Source organism: Paenibacillus sp. LS-5 (genome assembly GCF_056121505.1).
In genome coordinates, this window is record NZ_JBWAVA010000001.1 from 394,123 (window position 1) to 410,805 (window position 16,683).

18 protein-coding genes are annotated in these 16,683 nt (G+C 46.9%); 17 read left to right on the forward strand and 1 reads right to left on the reverse strand.

The genetic code is table 11. The annotated features are described in order from the left end of the window. The first annotated feature begins 286 nt into the window (after positions 1-286). The 10 genes from AC0MA3_RS01775 (at position 287) to AC0MA3_RS01820 (ending at position 9,138) form a co-directional block, all read left to right on the forward strand. The gene (locus AC0MA3_RS01775) at positions 287-1,408 is read left to right on the forward strand and encodes a phosphodiester glycosidase family protein (RefSeq protein WP_474654958.1); all 1,122 of its coding nucleotides are present in this window, start codon (positions 287-289) and stop codon (positions 1,406-1,408) included. A 158-nt stretch (positions 1,409-1,566) separates the two neighbouring features. Beyond that, on the forward strand, positions 1,567-2,499 hold the full coding sequence (locus tag AC0MA3_RS01780; RefSeq protein WP_379152632.1) for a LysR family transcriptional regulator: 933 nt from the start codon (positions 1,567-1,569) through the stop codon (positions 2,497-2,499). 15 nt (positions 2,500-2,514) lie between these two features. Next, positions 2,515-3,630, forward strand: coding sequence for a 5-methyltetrahydropteroyltriglutamate--homocysteine S-methyltransferase (locus tag AC0MA3_RS01785; RefSeq protein ID WP_474654959.1), 1,116 nt, complete (start codon positions 2,515-2,517; stop codon positions 3,628-3,630). A 215-nt stretch (positions 3,631-3,845) separates the two neighbouring features. After that, a complete protein-coding gene (locus AC0MA3_RS01790; protein ID WP_379152628.1) occupies positions 3,846-4,565 on the forward strand; it encodes a YebC/PmpR family DNA-binding transcriptional regulator in 720 nt (239 codons plus the stop codon). 170 nt (positions 4,566-4,735) lie between these two features. Then, positions 4,736-4,915, forward strand: coding sequence for a hypothetical protein (locus AC0MA3_RS01795; protein ID WP_379152626.1), 180 nt, complete (start codon positions 4,736-4,738; stop codon positions 4,913-4,915). 186 nt (positions 4,916-5,101) lie between these two features. Next, positions 5,102-5,866 carry a TSUP family transporter gene (locus tag AC0MA3_RS01800; RefSeq protein ID WP_474654960.1) on the forward strand — a complete coding sequence of 255 codons (765 nt, stop codon included), beginning with the start codon at positions 5,102-5,104 and terminating at the stop codon, positions 5,864-5,866. A 33-nt stretch (positions 5,867-5,899) separates the two neighbouring features. Then, a complete protein-coding gene (locus tag AC0MA3_RS01805) occupies positions 5,900-7,072 on the forward strand; it encodes an alanyl-tRNA editing protein (RefSeq protein ID WP_474654961.1) in 1,173 nt (390 codons plus the stop codon). Between the two features lie 337 nt (positions 7,073-7,409). Beyond that, a complete protein-coding gene (locus AC0MA3_RS01810) occupies positions 7,410-7,898 on the forward strand; it encodes an NUDIX hydrolase (RefSeq protein WP_474654962.1) in 489 nt (162 codons plus the stop codon). A 162-nt stretch (positions 7,899-8,060) separates the two neighbouring features. Continuing rightward, the gene (fosB, locus tag AC0MA3_RS01815; RefSeq protein WP_474654963.1) at positions 8,061-8,483 is read left to right on the forward strand and encodes a metallothiol transferase FosB; all 423 of its coding nucleotides are present in this window, start codon (positions 8,061-8,063) and stop codon (positions 8,481-8,483) included. Positions 8,484-8,622: 139 nt separating this feature from the next. Then, a complete protein-coding gene (locus tag AC0MA3_RS01820; protein WP_474654964.1) occupies positions 8,623-9,138 on the forward strand; it encodes a GNAT family N-acetyltransferase in 516 nt (171 codons plus the stop codon). A 272-nt stretch (positions 9,139-9,410) separates the two neighbouring features. On the opposite strand, the gene AC0MA3_RS01825 is transcribed toward AC0MA3_RS01820, so the two are convergent. Next, complete coding sequence (locus AC0MA3_RS01825; protein ID WP_474654965.1) at positions 9,411-9,977, reverse strand: GNAT family N-acetyltransferase; 567 nt, start codon at positions 9,975-9,977, stop codon at positions 9,411-9,413. A gap of 234 nt (positions 9,978-10,211) precedes the next feature. Here AC0MA3_RS01825 and AC0MA3_RS01830 point away from each other — a divergent pair, with 234 nt between their 5' ends. The 7 genes from AC0MA3_RS01830 (at position 10,212) to AC0MA3_RS01860 (ending at position 16,675) form a co-directional block, all read left to right on the forward strand. Continuing rightward, on the forward strand, positions 10,212-11,354 hold the full coding sequence (locus AC0MA3_RS01830; protein WP_474654966.1) for a copper amine oxidase N-terminal domain-containing protein: 1,143 nt from the start codon (positions 10,212-10,214) through the stop codon (positions 11,352-11,354). A 55-nt stretch (positions 11,355-11,409) separates the two neighbouring features. Beyond that, a complete protein-coding gene (locus AC0MA3_RS01835; RefSeq protein WP_474654967.1) occupies positions 11,410-12,393 on the forward strand; it encodes an aldo/keto reductase in 984 nt (327 codons plus the stop codon). Positions 12,394-12,402: 9 nt separating this feature from the next. Next, on the forward strand, positions 12,403-14,376 hold the full coding sequence (locus AC0MA3_RS01840) for a GTP-binding protein (RefSeq protein ID WP_474654968.1): 1,974 nt from the start codon (positions 12,403-12,405) through the stop codon (positions 14,374-14,376). Positions 14,377-14,410: 34 nt separating this feature from the next. Next, positions 14,411-14,812 (forward strand): NUDIX hydrolase, encoded by a 402-nt coding sequence (locus AC0MA3_RS01845; RefSeq protein ID WP_474654969.1) that lies wholly within the window; start codon positions 14,411-14,413, stop codon positions 14,810-14,812. 174 nt (positions 14,813-14,986) lie between these two features. Beyond that, complete coding sequence (locus AC0MA3_RS01850; RefSeq protein ID WP_474654970.1) at positions 14,987-15,412, forward strand: DMT family transporter; 426 nt, start codon at positions 14,987-14,989, stop codon at positions 15,410-15,412. 15 nt (positions 15,413-15,427) lie between these two features. Then, positions 15,428-16,126 carry a Crp/Fnr family transcriptional regulator gene (locus AC0MA3_RS01855; protein ID WP_474654971.1) on the forward strand — a complete coding sequence of 233 codons (699 nt, stop codon included), beginning with the start codon at positions 15,428-15,430 and terminating at the stop codon, positions 16,124-16,126. A 54-nt stretch (positions 16,127-16,180) separates the two neighbouring features. Next, positions 16,181-16,675 (forward strand): DMT family transporter, encoded by a 495-nt coding sequence (locus AC0MA3_RS01860; RefSeq protein WP_474654972.1) that lies wholly within the window; start codon positions 16,181-16,183, stop codon positions 16,673-16,675. Positions 16,676-16,683 lie beyond the last annotated feature (8 nt).

The window sequence follows — 16,683 nt, forward strand, 5'->3', positions numbered from 1 at the left end:
CCCCGGGGCAGCTCTTTTGCATAACTAAGATTTAAGATAGGTTGTGCATCATCCAGTGGCGTTTAGATTCTCAATAAAATAAAGTCATATCATAGCTATTGCTCCAACGAAGATCAGTAGTTGTGAATATAAGAGGTTAGAAATTACCCGGATCACCTATCCTTCTATATAATTTTCCAACAATTTAACAAACTGAAACCTTTAATCTTGCAATATCGTCTATGATGGGGTAGATGAGCCGATGCCCATTTCCATTATCAGGCAGTACCAGGGAGGAAATCAAGAAGTGAACTCTTCATCATCTTTACCACAGCGCAACACCGTCCGCAAGAAGAAGCCCGTTCGTAAACGCAAGAAAAAAAGCTTTTTCCGCACGCTCTCCAGACTCTTTCTATTCTTCATATTACTGCTGATAGCCGGCGGCGCCTGGTTGTATTTTGCACCTTCCGCCCGGAACACCCGTTATTTGATAGCAGATACGCTAATCACTACACAGCACCGCTATATGGCGAAATATATTATAGGCGAAGATGAATTGAAGGAACGGGTCACAGAATACAATCTGCGGTTTCAGCATATGGGGGACGAGAAGGACACCCACGTGATTAAGGAACCTACAGCAGAAGAACAAGATAAGCCGCTGGTTGAAATCGATAAGGTATCCGGCAGTGGCTACACCGGGTATGTGATGACGGTTAATGATCCAACGAAGGTCCGCTTAGGCGTACCTGATTCGATAGGCTCAGGTGAAAAAGTAACCAGTATGGTCGCCCGAACGGGAGCCATTGCCGGCGTGAACGGCGGAGGGTTCGCAGACCCCAACTGGAAGGGAAACGGATTTAAGCCAATCGGTCTGGTTATTTCGCAGGGCAAGCTATTCTATAACGGTCTCGGAGGCAAAAACTCCACACAGATCGTAGGCTTGGACAAGCAGGGCAAAATGATCGCCGGGAACTATACTCTCGAGGAGCTTAGCAAGATGGGGGTGCAGGAGGCGGTATCTTTTCAGCCGCGGATTATTGTGAACGGTAAAGGGTTGATCAAGAATGCAGCCGAAGGCTGGGGAATTGCCCCCAGAACGGCGATGGGCCAGCGTGCTGACGGTGCGCTGCTGTTCGTAGTGATAGACGGCAGACAGCCAGGTTACAGTATTGGTGCGAATCTCTATGATGTGCAGCAGATTATGCTGAAGCATGGAGCGGTGATCGCAGCCAACCTGGACGGAGGATCATCGACTGTTCTGGTGAAAGATAATGAAATTATCAACAAACCCTCCTCCCAATATGGAGAGCGTTATCTGCCCACCGCATTTCTAGTGTTTGAACATCCCGAACAGGCGGATATCAAGAACATCTGGGAAGGCCTCGACCCATCCAAGATTGATGCAGGCAAAAAGCGGAGCCAATAACAAATTGAAAGCCCTTCTGGCATCAGGCATGGATGGAACAGTGATTCTATGCTACTATAAGCAGAAACCCAGGTGCCGTTCCTTCCGAGGGACGGCATCTGATGTAACCGGATAGTGATGCATCAGCAACAAAGTCCTTGCTAAAAGGAGGTACAGGTTTGACATTGCAGCAACTCCGCTATGCCATTGAGATTGCGAACAGCGGCTCGATGAATGAAGCGGCCAAAAGACTTTTTGTCTCTCAGCCAAGCCTCTCCAATGCCATTAAAGAGCTGGAGAATGAGCTGGGGATTACCATCTTTGAGCGGAATAACCGGGGCATCAGCATTTCAGCCGAAGGTGTGGAGTTTCTCGGATATGCCCGGCAGATTATTGAACAGACTGAATTTATGGAGAACCGGTATACCGGCAAGAAACGCAGTCCAATCTACTTTTCCGTATCCACCCAGCATTACCCTTTTGTAGTGGATGCTTTTGTAAAGCTGATGACAGAGAGCAAGGTGCCTGAATATAACTTTAGTCTGAGAGAGACGCAGACCTATGAGATCATTGAGGACGTCAGGACTCTACGCAGTGATCTGGGCATTCTCTATATCAATGAGAGTAACTATAAGGTGATGAACAAGCTGTTCAGTGACGGGAACCTGAAGTTCACCCCGCTGTTCAACACGAACCCTCATGTATATGTGAGGGCAGGGCATATCCTCGCCGCTAAGGAAATGATCCAGCTGGAAGATATTCTTCCTTTTCCGTACATTACCTTTGAGCAGGGGGAGAACAACTCGCTGCATTTTTCCGAAGAGATGCTCAGCTTCACACAGATTGAGAAAAATATCCAGGTTACCGACCGTGCGACGCTGACCCATCTTCTGCTAGGGAGTGATTCCTACACGGTGGGTACGGGAATAATGGATACCGAGCTTAATGGCGAGGGGCTGGTCACCATTCCTTTTGACAGTCCTGAGGTATTTACCGTCGGCTGGATCGCCCATAAGGACCGCAAGCCAGGTGAGATGATGTCCGCTTACATTGATATTTTGAATGATCTGGTATCCCGTAATTATTTCGACCTTAAATCTTTCTTACTCTAAACGCAGGAGGGACGTATGATCAGTCCAGTTACCGGCACCACACGAAATACTCCACCCTTTCGCTACGATATCGTCGGCAGCTTCCTCCGCACAGAGGAACTGAAATCCGCCCGCAATCAACGTTTGCATGGAGCAATTACAGACGGGCAGCTTCATGATGTCGAGAATAGGGAAATATTCAAACTGTTGGAACAGGAAAAGGCTTTGGGGCTAAAAGCCGTTACTGACGGGGAATTCCGCCGGTCCTGGTGGCATCTCGATTTCTTTCTTGGGATCACGGGTACACAGAAGATCAGTCTGGATCAGGGAAAAGGTACCAAAGAAACCGTTCAACGTGCTGAAAGCTTCCGGATCGTAGGCAAAATCGCCTTCGGGGATCATCCCATGGTTGGAGAGTTTATGGAGCTGCAGCAGATGGCTGGCGATACACTTGCCAAAATGACCATTCCTTCTCCGGCATTGTTTCACTTCGTGCAGGATTACAACGGCAATGAGATCTACCCGGATCGTGAGACGTTGTTCCGTGATATCATCCAAGTCTACCAGGATGCCATCCAGGCATTCTATGAAGCAGGCTGCCGCTATCTACAATTGGACGATACGACTTGGGGAACGCTGTGCAGCGGTAGACACAGGGCGCACTTGCGCAGCCGCGGTATTGATCCCGATCAGCTCGCCAAGGATTACGTGAGGCTGATCAATGACAGCATAGCCGGGCGGCCGCAGGATATGACGATTGCACTGCATGTCTGCCGGGGGAATCTCCGCTCTACCTGGTTTGCCGCCGGCGGGTATGAGCCCGTAGCTGAGACGTTGTTCGGACAGGCTGAAGTAGATGCCTTTTTCCTGGAATACGACAATGAACGTTCCGGTGACTTCAATCCGCTCCGTTTCATTCAAGGGCAGCAAGTCGTACTTGGTCTCGTGACCACAAAACACGGGGGTCTGGAGAACAAAGAGCAGATCATGGCACGTATCGAAGAAGCCGCACAGATTGTCCCGATTGACCAGCTGTGCCTCAGCGCCCAATGCGGATTCGCCTCCTCTGAGGAAGGGAATATGCTGACCGAGGAAGAGCAGTGGGATAAGGTTAGGCTGATTATTGAAACGGCGAATGAAGTGTGGGTCTAAGGGTTATAGCTCTCGTCCTCAAGATGACAATCTTGCGGATGAGGGCTTTTTAACGTTTACAATTCCTGTGCTGATCCAGGCAGTCGGACAGGAGAGGTTGCTGGCTTTGCTGGATTTTTAGCGTACACCGGGACTGCCCTTTACGGGATACACAGAGCAGAGGTATAATATATTGGACTGTTTATAATTAATGTTGGAAAGTGAGCGGGAACAATATGGGTCGTAAATGGAATAATATTAAAGAAAAGAAGGCATCCAAGGATGCCAATACAAGTAAGGTATACGCCAAGTTTGGTGTAGAAATTTATGTAGCCGCGAAGAAGGGTGAACCTGATCCTGAATCAAACCGTGCACTGAAAGTCGTGCTGGAGCGTGCCAAAACGTACAATGTGCCTAAGGCCATTATCGACCGGGCACTCGACAAAGCCAAAGGCAGCGGTGACGAAAATTACGTAGAGCTGAGATATGAAGGCTTTGGACCAAGCGGTTCGATGATCATCATCGACGCATTGACGAACAACGTCAACCGTACTGCCCCTCTGGTGCGTTCTGCATTCAGTAAAAACGGCGGCAATATGGGCGTCAGCGGTTCGGTAACCTATATGTTTGAGCCTACAGCTGTCATTGGTCTGGAAGGTAAAACAGCTGATGAAGTGATGGAGCTGCTGATTGAAGCGGATCTGGATGTGCGCGATGTGCTGGAAGAGGACGATGCTGTCATCGTCTATGCCGAGCCTGACCAGTTCCATGCAGTTCAAGAAGTATTCCGCGGTGCGGGAATTACCGATTTCACTGTTGCAGAGCTGACGATGCTCCCCCAGAACTATGTAGCTCTTCCAGAGGATGCCGAAGCACAGTTTGAGAAGCTGATTGATGCTTTGGAGGAACTGGATGATGTACAGCAGGTCTACCACAACGTAGATTCGGAAGAATAGAATTATTGAATGCATTAGCCGGACAGGCAGATCATGAATCTGCTTATCCGGTTTTTTTGTGCGCTCATGTTCAATATTAATCCAGCGACAGCGCATAATCCGCCCCATATCTTGCCACAATAAACTGATGCGACCCATCACCCTACAACTACTTTTCAGGAGGCAATACAATGGATAATCACACCAAACCGGATAAGAATCTGATCAACACCGTAGAGGAGCTGGATCAGGTGGCGGTAACCAGCCAGGAAGCCCAGCAGATGGAACAGAAGAAAAGCGATATCCGCAAGGAAGCACTGCGGGATGACAAAACCACGTATAAGAAAAACGAACAGAATACGTATAAATGAGCATTTACAAAAACGGATTGGACAAGAGTGGCAGGGAAGGTTCCTGTCACTTTTTTTCGTGTATGGGATGTACAGACTGATATATATAAAGTATTCAAAGAATTCTATGGTACAAGCCCGCGAAATTGTGTATGCTGAAATTTGTTTGTATGACACTTACATACTGGCAGGAGGCTTTTTTGCATTATGGAACATGGCAGTATAGCAATGATTTTAATTTTGGTGATTTGCGGTTTTTTGGCGGGTGTGATTGATTCTGTAGTGGGAGGCGGAGGCCTGATCTCCATTCCAGCACTGCTCGCTGCCGGGATCCCGCTCCCGCTGCTGCTGGGCAGCAATAAATTAGCCGGGACCTTATGTTCGTTCACCAGTACCGCGTCTTTTGTCCGTTCCGGGAAGATCAATTTTGGGATGGTTAAGTTCCTAATTCCGTTCTCACTTGTGGGCGCCGTGGCTGGCTCATTGACCGTTCGGCAAGTACCTTCAGAATTTCTGAAGCCGCTTGTGATCGTGATGCTGGTTGTCATTACGGTCTATACTTTGTTCAAAAAGTCATGGGGTGACGTCTCCACCTACTCCCAAGACAGCAAAAGATCGTTAATAATAGGCATGGGTGTTGCGCTTGTCATTGGATTTTATGACGGATTCTTTGGTCCGGGTGCCGGCTCGTTCCTGATCTTCGCCTTTCTCATGCTGGGATTTGAATTCGTAACGGCCGCAGGCAACGCGAAGGTACTGAATTTTGCTAGTAATATCGCAAGTCTGCTGACGTTTGCCGCATTTGGCTCAGTAAGCTTGTATTATGGCCTGCTGCTGGGCATTCCGATCGTGATCGGTGCTCTAGTGGGTTCAAGAATAGCTATCCGCAAGGGATCCAGCTATATTCGCCCCCTGTTCATCACGGTTACTCTGATCTTGATCGGGAAACAAATATGGGATACGATGCACTGATGCACAAAAGACGATTCAGAAAGGAACACTGATATGACTAAGAAGCTATATTATGATTCGGCCTATTTGAAGGAATGGCAGACCTCTGTTAGTAAAGTGGTAGATCGTGAGGACGGGCACTATCTGATTTTGGAAGAGACGGCTTTCTATCCTCATGGAGGGGGGCAGCCTTGCGACACAGGAACCATTGACGGAATCCTCGTACAGGACGTCATTCTAGAAGAAGACGAGGTCTTGCACAAGGTGGATCGTCTACCCGAAGGAAACCAAGTGAGCTGTCAGCTAGACTGGAACCGCAGATTTGACCATATGCAGCAGCACAGCGGCCAGCATCTGCTGTCGGCGGTATTCCTTGAACGGTTTGAAGCGAATACGTTGAGTTTTCACATGGGGAATGATTATGCAACAATCGACATCGAGCTTCAGGAACTAACCCCGGATCAGTTGGCTGCGGCGGAGCAGGAAGTCAACCGTCAGGTTGTGCTAGACCATCGAATCGTAAGTTATTTTGTCACCGCTGAAGAAATGGCTAATCTGCCGCTGGTGAAACTGCCCAAGGTTACAGAGAACATCCGCATTGTAGAGATTGAGGGAGTGGAGCATAACGCCTGCGGCGGGACTCATGTATCTGCTACAGGAGCAATTGGGATGATCAAGCTGGTAAGAGCGGAGAAGCAGAAGGGGAACATCCGGATTACTTTCAAATGCGGTGGACGTGCACTGGACGAAGCTAACGATAATCAGCGTATCCTTGGCGCGCTTTCTGCGAAGTTCAATACAGGCAAAGATGAAATCATGGACCGGATCGGGAAATGGGAAGCCGAGCAGAAGCAACTGCAAGCCGAACTGAGTACACTTAAGGAACAGAATGATCATTATTTGGCCAAAGAGCTCTTGTCTGGACTTGAGTCCGAAGCAAGGGTAGCCGCTCAAGTCTTTGAGGATAAATCCCTTAAGGATTTGCAGAGTCTGGCCATGAAGCTGACTGCTCATACAGAACTTCCCGTGCTGCTGCTGACGGCTGCGGAGAACAAAGTAGTGCTGGCTTCCAGTGGCAATACGGATTTGTCTTGTGGCACCTTCTTCAAAGCCAATCTCGGAGAATTCCAGGGAAAAGGCGGCGGCAGCGACAAAATGGCCCAAGCCGGGTTCCCGGACTGGGAACATGCATTTGGATTCTATGAGTTTGCAAAAGGAAGACTGTAGTATTAAAGATACTGGTTATAGAATGGTAAACCCGGATGGTGCTGCCCAATCTTCACACTGTGTGAGCTACATATACGATACTACCTCTCTGTCCAGTGAGATAGCAAAGTCTCTCAGCCATCTGAGAGGCTTTTGCTTATAACCATCCTCTCTCTGTTAAAAGAAAATAAAGTGTTAAATTGGAGTGATCTGCACCCCAGACATTTAGTCACTTACATTAGTTGGTATTTTGAGAAGATTGATAAAACTAACGTGCAGGATATGTGGTAGTACTATTTTTTTATAAGCATATCAGTCCATAGATATCGTTTGGTCAAACAATAGGGGGATTAAATTCATGGAGGAAAAGTTCCATCGACACATAGGAGTCTACGGAATATGTATTGTTAACGAGAAAATCTTAGTTATTCGAAAAAGTCTAGGCCCTTACACCGGCCAATTTGACTTGCCTGGTGGACGACTAGAAGTATCAGAGTCTTTAGAGCAAGGCTTAATAAGGGAGTTTAGCGAAGAAACAGGATTTACGTGTAATGAACTCAACAATATTGGAGTTTGTGATTTCTCCGTGCTATGGACTCTACCGGATGATTCGACTGAATTCTTGCATCATATTGCAATTTTGTATGAAGTTATTATTGGCGAAGAGAAAATTGGTGGTTCCGTAGTTCAATTCGAGGGACAAGACTCTAATGGTTATGACTGGATTTCAATTCACAAGGTTACAACGATTAATTCTTCACCGCTGGTCCAGCAAGCGACCGAATGGTTTTGTACGAAGACCATCCCGGTTAGAAGAAGTTCATTTGACTACAGATCTTTACGCTAACGGGAAACGTTAGTTAAATAATTCACATTAATAAGCAAGCATTACGGTAGCCGGCTGTTTTCATTGAAGTAACGGGCAGTAGAGCATGGTTAATAATATCGCAGACATAGCAGAAATGCAGTATAATTCAAACGAATATGAATCTTTGAGAGGGGATAACCATTGAAAATCGGAAACATTAATCATCTACTTTTTTCTGTTACTGATTTAGATAAATCAATAAATTTTTACAGGGACGTATTTAATGCAACGTTATTAGTAAAAGGTAGGAAGTTGGCTTATTTTGATTTGAATGGGTTATGGCTGGCATTAAATGTGGAAGAACAAGTTCCACGGAAAGAAATCCATTATTCATATACACATATAGCTTTTACGATAGAAAACGAAGATTTTGATTCAATGGTAAAAAAACTTGAAGATTTAGGTGTAAATATTCTCCCTGGTCGTAAACGAGATGAGAGGGATGAACGGTCAGTTTACTTTACAGACCCTGATGGTCATAAATTTGAATTTCATACTGGTACGTTACAAGCTAGGCTTTCCTATTACAAAGATGATAAATCACATATGACGTTTTATGAGTAATAAATCAGCCTAACAATGAATCATTGAACGGGAAACGATAGTTCAATAACCATATCGATAAAGCTGTCGCTGTGATCGGCAGCTTTATTACGTTAACGGGCAGGATAGTTCAATTAAAAAATAGAAAGGTGGGAGATTTTTGATAGAAACAAAACGTCTTATAATTAGAGAAATGGTGCAGTCCGATTATGATGCATTGTGCGGAATATTGTGTGATGAGGAAGTAATGCGTGCTGCTTATGAAAGTGCATTCAACTTAGAAGAAGCACAAAATTGGCTTAACAGACATCTTAAAAGATATGAAGAATATGGTTTTGGACTTTGGGCTGTTGTATTAAAAGAAACAAACGAAATGATTGGTCAATGTGGCTTGACAATGCAAGGCTGGAGAGAAAAAGAAATTTTGGAATTAGGATTTTTGTTTCAAAAAGCGTATTGGCACAAAGGTTACGCAACAGAATCGGCAATTGCTTGCAAGGAATACGCTTTCTCAGCTCTTAATGCGAATAGGGTTTATTCTATTATTAGGGACACGAATATAGCCTCTCAAAAAGTTGCTGTTCGAAACGGTATGAATATTATTGATAAAGATACTAAGAATTTTAGGAATATAGATATGGAATTTTTTCTGTATTCTGTAGAGCGAACAAAATGAGCAAGTGAAATTGAATAAGGTTTCATGATGAACCCATATACTGTTTGAAATTGAGCTAACGGGAAACGTTAGCTCAACAAAACAGCGTTAGTTTAGGACTTCATTCTTTTCCACGGCTGCCGCTGTTTTGTTGAGCTGGGGCTAGTTTGTTACTTTTTTTATGAGACCTGCCATTTTTAATCAAAAATCCGCTTGGGAACGAGATATTCAATCTATATAGATGAACTTGAAAATTGTGCAATAGAGCTCTCAGTGTTTGGCAACAAATTGCATTAATCTCCGTTATTCCGAAAAGATTTCGTATGAAATTTAGTAATATGGCGAAATAGGGTTTGACCTTCATCTGTAATGACAAAATCCTGGCTTAACGGCAGCACCATAGCCCGGTAAGGCTCGGGTATCCAGGTATATTGATGCACGTACGACGTTGGTATAAACCCGCAGTGCTCCCAGAAATGGACCCGCGCTGCATCTTCTTCCGTATCGCCAGCTTCTACTTCGATTAGAACTGCCTGAATGTGATGCTCTTGGACTGCCCAATCGCGGATGATCTCCAGAAACCGTCTTCCTAGACCTTGGCTGCGTAATCGGGTATCTATGGCAAAATAGTCGATAATCAGCATCCGTTCGGCGACTGGACCGATAAGACCTGTAACCGCCATCCCGGCGATTTCCCCGTCCAGGTAAACGGCATGCAGCCAGGCGATTTTCTTGTCTAGCATGGCATGCAGGATCTTCACCGGCTTGGCCCCGTGCGGAAAAGCCTCACAGTAGATCGGCTCGATCGCTGCCCACAGTGAATCATCCCACTCCCTATAAGTCATGAATTCAAGTGTCATTTCAGTCGCCTCCAAGATTATCATAGCAGAGCGGATCTCATGTAGTAAAATCAGGACCCATATAGAGTGAACCTAAGAATCTAGCTTGCTCTCTTGGGGGAAGTCCTTAGCTTGCAAGGACTTCCCCAGTCCGCTTGCATCATTCTTAAGTTCAGCTTATATAGCGTATGATTTTGAAACTTTTTCCAGTGAGGTGCGTCCAATTTGATATGTTCTTAAAAGGAGACTTCGTAAATGGGAAAAAGGAAGCAGTTAATGGGATATATTGCGGCAGTCTTGTTGTTTGCATTGAGCACCGGTACAGTGCATGCAGCCAGGGAAAGCGGAATTTTATTAAATGACAAAAGTACCACAATGGGCAGCAGTCAAATGATTGTGAAGGGAGCAACATGGGTCCCGCTGAAGGAACTGGCCGATTCCATGGGTTATGTGGTATCGTGGAAGCAGAAGACCACAACCGCCGTACTGGTGCGTCCTGGGCGTGAAGTGATCTTCAAAGCCAATTCAAATACAGTGAATATCAACACCATACCAATAATGTTTTCGAAGGCACCGAATATTCTAAATGGCACAGTGTATGTTCCCTTGGTATCAGCTGTAAGTGCTATGGGCGGCAAAACCTGGACCGATAAGAGTACTGGCAACATCATGCTTGTAGATGAACCGAGATTCACTTCTGCATCCATTAAGGGCAGGGCTTACTGGATATCCCAAAAGAGTGGGGAAATCTTCTTTAGATCTTCCACAGACAGCAAGCCAGAGCTAATCGGTACTTTTCAACTGGGTGAATCCCCCTATACCCACTGGCTTCAGATCAAAAGTGCGGGGAAGGGCAGCGATCTGCTGATTCTGATCGACAAGCACTACGCAATGTTCAATGATTTCAGTAATGGCTATCAGGCATTTGTCCAGAACGGTAAAATAGTGAAGCAAATGGACTATCATTATGTCATTCCCGCTTACCCGCACCCCTCTAGGGTTGTAGCGGAAAAGTTGTATATGACTGACGGCAAGAACGTTCAGTATATTAATGCCGATGGCAGTCTCGGTAAGCTGTTTGAACTGGAGAAGGGAAGCGGAATAACGGGAGACTTCACAGTCGAATATGCTGCTGAGGATGTGCTGCTTGTACGTAATTTGAAACATGCCGAGCTGTTTGCAATCCATACACATTCCGGTGAATTTACGAATCTCAGTGCGGAATTAATCAGTGCCGAAGACCGCAAAGATTGGGATACAGCAGATGGAACTGACCCATATGTGATAACCAAAATGCTGACACTAAAAAAACGCGAAGGTAATGTAATGACCTTCACATACACAGCTATCAGGGACGGTAAAGTGAAGAATGTGGTCTATACGATAAACAAACAGTAAGAACAAACCGATCATAATAGAACAGAAATATATCTCAGAACGGGAGGCTAATTCTATGAACTACCGCAAACTTGGCAATACAGGATTATCAATAAGCGAGGTCAGCTTCGGCACATGGGCGATCGGCGGCGATTGGGGCGTGAGCCGGGATGAAGACGGGTTGAAAGGGCTTAAGCTGGCGATGGAACAGGGCGTTAACTTCTTTGATACTGCAGATGTATATGGCTCCGGCCATGCCGAGGAGCTGCTCGCGAAGGCAACCAAAGGCAAAGAGGATGAGATCCATATCGCGACTAAATTTTGCCGTGCGGGTGACATCCATGATCAGGAGACATATTCGGAGCGTAAGGTAAGCGATTACTGCGAGCAGAGTCTTCGCCGTCTGAACCGGGAGGCTATAGATCTATATCAGATCCATTGTCCGCCCATTGAGATCCTGCGTGACGGAAGCGTGTTCAAAGTGCTGGACAAGCTGAAGAGAGACGGGAAAATCCGTCATTATGGAGTCAGTGTTGAGACCATTGAAGAAGGACTGCTTAGTCTAGAGTATCCAGGTGTAGAAGCACTCCAGATCATCTTCAATCTGTTCCGTCAACAGCCGGCACTTGCACTGCTGCCCCGGGCGGAGGCTGCAGGAGCGGGAATCCTTGTGCGGCTGCCGCTGGCCAGTGGATTGTTGACCGGCAAATTTAAGGAGAACAGCACTTTCGCTGCCAATGACCACCGGAATTTCAATGCCAACGGAGAGCAGTTCAATGTGGGGGAAACCTTCGCCGGACTTCCGTTTGCAAAAGGTGTGGAGCTCGCGCGGGAACTTGACTGGATTGTGGAAGGACGCGGCAGTATGGCCAGAGCGGCCATGCGCTGGATTCTCGATCATCCAGCGGTCAGCTGCGTGATTCCAGGCTTCAAGAATGAAGCCCAGGTCTCTGACAATCTGGCTGCCTCAGAAGTTCCATCCTTCAGCACAGTTGAAATGGAACGGCTAAGCGCTTTTTACAATACTGAAGTTGCACCGCATATCCGTGGAGGTGTATAGCCTTACAATATGAAGAATTTAACCATCGGACTGCTCGCACATGTTGATGCTGGCAAAACGACATTTGCCGAGCAGCTGCTCTATCATACCCAGGCCATTCGCAGCCGGGGTAGAGTAGATCATAAAGATACGTTTCTGGATACCCATGAGATTGAAAAGGCACGCGGAATAACTGTATTTGCCGATCAGGCTGAATTTGTGCGCGGAGATACTCGGTACTTTCTGCTGGATACGCCCGGACATGTCGATTTCTCACCAGAGATGGAACGGGCGCTGCAGGTGCTGGACTATGCCGTGGTGATTGTCAGCGCTGTTGAAGGTGTGGAAGGCCATACAGAAACAGTATGGCAGCTGCTGCGCAGTCACGGGGTTCCAACCTTCTTTTTTATCAACAAAACGGACCGTAGGGGTGCAGATCCACAGCGTGTGTACGAAGAAATACTCACCCAGCTTAGTGATGGCGCAATTCTTCTCCCGGAATGGGGAGGTACAGCATTGCCCGAGGAGCTGAAGATTAGTCTTGCTGAACGTGATGAGCATATTATGGATGCTTATTTTGAGGGGGCCATGAGTGAATCGGATTGGCAGACTACGATACGAACCATGGTTCTAAAGGGTAAGATATTCCCCTGCATGCAGGGATCAGCATTGCTGGATCTCGGAATCGATTCTTTTCTGGATAAGCTGGAGTACCTGACCTATTCCGATTATGATGCTAGCCTTCCTTTTGCCGGAAGAGTATACAAGATCCGCCATGATGACAAAGGGACCCGCATTACCTATATCAAAGCGCTGCAGGGTGTGCTCAAAGTAAGAGATGAGCTGGCCTGCGGGCCTGAGGATGAGGCTGATCCTGAACGGATTACCGGAATCCGTAAAGTAAATGGTGTGAAACATACTTCCGTGGATTGGGCTGCAGCAGGAGAGTTGTTTGCTGTGATCGGTCTGTCGAAGGCGAAGCCGGGCGATGGTGTGGGAGCTTTGCAGGACAGAAGAGACAGCGAACTGGTTCCCACGCTGAAGTCCAAGGTCTTGTTCGAGCCTCCCGTTCATTTGAAGGAGGTTCTGAATGCCTTTCAACTGCTGGGGGCAGAGGACCCGTCACTGAATGTGAGCTGGGATGTGACATTGCAGGAGCTCCATATCCAGGTGATGGGCCAGATTCAGCTTGAGATTCTGGAGCAGATGATGCGGGAACGGTTCATGATCCCGGTAGCTTTTGGCTCGCCAGAGATTCTATACAAGGAGACGATTGCTGCGGCAGTGTATGGCTGCGGACATTTTGAGCCATTGAAGCACTATGCAGAGGTTCTGCTGAAGCTGGAGCCGGGCGAACGGGGCAGCGGGCTACATTTCATTAATGCATGCCATCCCGATGAGCTGGCGGTGGGTTATCAGCATCAGGTCGGACAAGTTCTGCTGGAGAGCGGACACCATGGCCTGCTTACAGGTTCTCCGCTCACCGATCTGCGGATGACGCTTCTTAGCGGAAGAGCGCATAACAAGCATACTCATGGCGGAGATTTTCGGGAAGCGGCGCTGCGGGCCTTGCGTCAGGGGCTTGAACAAGCAGAGAATATCCTGCTGGAACCTGTCTACGACTTCAAAATCAGGATAGACTCAGATTATCTAGGTAAAGTAATGACGGATATACAGCAGGCCAGCGGTACATTTGATCCACCGGAGATAACCGAAAGCAAAGCAGTGGTTACCGGCAAGGTTCCCGTAGCTACTTTTATGAATTACGCAGTGCGACTTGCTTCTATGACCCAAGGAAAAGGGGCTTTATCGCTAAAAGTCTCCGAGTACCAGCCTTGCCACCAGACAGAAACGGTGATCACCCTCAAAAACTATAATAAGGATGCTGATCCGGCCTATCCTTCTTCATCAATTTTTTGTTCCAAAGGGCAGTCTTATTCAGTACCTTGGGATGAAGCACAAGAGTATATGCATATCAAAAATGATTTTTTGCCCGTAAGCTGAACGGCGGGGAAATGCTCAGGAGGCTGTTGTCGTTATGCGTGAAATAATCGATAAGGTTGCCTGGATTCTGATCCAGGAAGGGCGTGTGCTGGGGGCACGTTCCCATGGTAAAGATACCTATTATTTTCCCGGTGGAAAAAGAGAACCCGGTGAAACGGATACTGAGACGCTGATCCGGGAAGTGAGGGAGGAGTTGTCGGTGGACATTCTTCCGGATACTGCTATACGGTTTGGCACTTTTGAAGCACCGGCACATGGCAAAACAGAGGGTATACAGGTGAAGATGACCTGTTTTACCGCTGATTATACTGGAGAATTGTCACCGGCCTCGGAGATTGCCGAGCTTAACTGGCTTGTCTATGAAGACCGGGAGCGGGTCTCGGCTGTCAGCCGGATCATTTTTGATCAGCTACATGAGATGAAGCTACTGGACTAATACTATTGCAATGTGTATGCCCGTTTTAAGCCTTTTTAGGCCTGAGACGGGCTTTGTTTTGTCTATAGAATGCGATACGGTTAAACAGAAATATCTGTTCAGGACATATGTCCTACCGTAAATGGGGATTATGACTTTTAATGAAGACAGAGATAAACATAGAGGAGAGAAGTTATGAAAGGGATTATTTTTGCATTTATCGCTGGGGCTTGTATAACCTTACAAGGAGTAGCTAACGCGAGGATTAGTCAGGATATCGGCACATGGCAGGCCGCAACGATAACGCAGTTCATCGGATTCCTGATGGCGCTAATGATCCTGCTGTTCGTACGCGATGCGAAGAAACAAGGATTCAAGCAGGTCAAACCTTTATATTTGCTGGGTGGTGCGCTGGCCGCTTTTATTATTTTCAGTGAAGTTACTGCAATTCAAGGTATTGGCGTTACGCTGACGATCTCTGCCCTGCTTATTGCCCAGCTCTGCCTGACCTTTGTGATTGATATTAAAGGGTGGTTTGGCGTCATGAAGCAAAAGATGCGGCTTCCGCAATTTATCGGGATTGGCATGATGATTGCCGGTGTGGTCATATTGAAATTCTAAGGACGGGTGCAGACCATGAAAGAAATTCTGGATTCGGCGCAGGTTCAGGGATACATTGCAGCACATGATCTGGAGTCTATACTTAATGAACCGCTGAAAGAACACATGCACCTGTACAGCTTCGAACAAGGGGAGCATATCTGCTCCAAAGGAGATCCTTCCGAATATTTATATATTCTGGTCAAGGGAAAGCTCAAAATCTATACCACAACGCCTGAAGGGAAAACACTGATCATCTCTTTCAAAACCCCTCTGGAGCTGATCGGTGATGTGGAATATATTCAAAACACGGAACGGCTCAACACGGTGGAGGCTGTATCTCCTGTGTATATGCTTGGTATAGAGTACCGCTGGTTGAATAGATACGGTAAGGATCATCCGCCGCTGCTGCAGTTCTTACTGGAGATTATCACCCAAAAGTTCTACCGCAAATCTAATTTCCTGAGCCTCAATCTGATGCATCCGGTGGAGGTGCGGCTGGCCAGCTACTTGCTGTCGATCTCATTCGATGAATCTGACCCCAACTTTACTGGGCAGCTGAACACGATCAACCTTACAGATACCGCTAATTTTATTGGCACGAGCTACAGGCATATGAACCGCGTCATTCAGAAGCTTAGCCTGGAGGGTCTGATTGAACGGAGTAACGGACACATTCTGGTAAAAGATAGGACAGGACTTATCAAACTTGCGAGCCGCAACATTTATGAATAGAGCTGAGTCATCTGGAGCAAATATCGTACACACGTGAAATGGAGTGAGTAAGAAATGTTAATAGGAATTTTACTGGCGTTAATTGCCGGTTCGCTGGTGAGTCTGCAGAATATTTTTAACACTAAAGTTAATGAGCATACGGGTTCCTGGACGACTACAACCTTGGTGCTGGGAATGGGATTTATCGCTTCACTTCTGATGGGAGTGATTATGGAAGGCGCCGACATGTTCACACTGCAGCATATGCAGCCCTGGTACTGGTTCAGCGGCATGATTGGTGTTGGCGTCGTCATCTGTCTGGTGCAGGCTACCCGGCTGCTCGGACCCACTTATGCAATTTCGATCGTGCTTACTTCACAGCTTGGTTTTGCGCTTCTGTGGGATTCACTGGGTTGGCTGGGTCTGGAAAAGGTCCCCTTTACCATCAACAAACTGATTGGGGTGCTGGTCATCGTTGGGGGGATTCTGGTGTTCAAATTAGGCGGGACGCGAGCACCTGAGAGTGAACCTTCGCCCGGCAATCCGCAGCAGGCCTTGAATCTGAAGTGAGAATCCAT

Excerpts from the sequence above, each read along its gene's own strand:
- AC0MA3_RS01785 (WP_474654959.1), top strand. The coding sequence starts at position 2,515 with ATGATCAGTCCAGTTACCGGCACCACACGAAATACTCCACCCTTTCGC.
- AC0MA3_RS01790 (WP_379152628.1), top strand. The coding sequence starts at position 3,846 with ATGGGTCGTAAATGGAATAATATTAAAGAAAAGAAGGCATCCAAGGAT.
- AC0MA3_RS01795 (WP_379152626.1), top strand. The coding sequence starts at position 4,736 with ATGGATAATCACACCAAACCGGATAAGAATCTGATCAACACCGTAGAG.
- AC0MA3_RS01800 (WP_474654960.1), top strand. The coding sequence starts at position 5,102 with ATGGAACATGGCAGTATAGCAATGATTTTAATTTTGGTGATTTGCGGT.
- AC0MA3_RS01805 (WP_474654961.1), top strand. The coding sequence starts at position 5,900 with ATGACTAAGAAGCTATATTATGATTCGGCCTATTTGAAGGAATGGCAG.
- AC0MA3_RS01810 (WP_474654962.1), top strand. The coding sequence starts at position 7,410 with ATGGAGGAAAAGTTCCATCGACACATAGGAGTCTACGGAATATGTATT.
- AC0MA3_RS01825 (WP_474654965.1), bottom strand. The coding sequence starts at position 9,977 with ATGACACTTGAATTCATGACTTATAGGGAGTGGGATGATTCACTGTGG.
- AC0MA3_RS01830 (WP_474654966.1), top strand. The coding sequence starts at position 10,212 with ATGGGAAAAAGGAAGCAGTTAATGGGATATATTGCGGCAGTCTTGTTG.
- AC0MA3_RS01835 (WP_474654967.1), top strand. The coding sequence starts at position 11,410 with ATGAACTACCGCAAACTTGGCAATACAGGATTATCAATAAGCGAGGTC.
- AC0MA3_RS01840 (WP_474654968.1), top strand. The coding sequence starts at position 12,403 with ATGAAGAATTTAACCATCGGACTGCTCGCACATGTTGATGCTGGCAAA.
- AC0MA3_RS01845 (WP_474654969.1), top strand. The coding sequence starts at position 14,411 with ATGCGTGAAATAATCGATAAGGTTGCCTGGATTCTGATCCAGGAAGGG.
- AC0MA3_RS01850 (WP_474654970.1), top strand. The coding sequence starts at position 14,987 with ATGAAAGGGATTATTTTTGCATTTATCGCTGGGGCTTGTATAACCTTA.
- AC0MA3_RS01855 (WP_474654971.1), top strand. The coding sequence starts at position 15,428 with ATGAAAGAAATTCTGGATTCGGCGCAGGTTCAGGGATACATTGCAGCA.
- AC0MA3_RS01860 (WP_474654972.1), top strand. The coding sequence starts at position 16,181 with ATGTTAATAGGAATTTTACTGGCGTTAATTGCCGGTTCGCTGGTGAGT.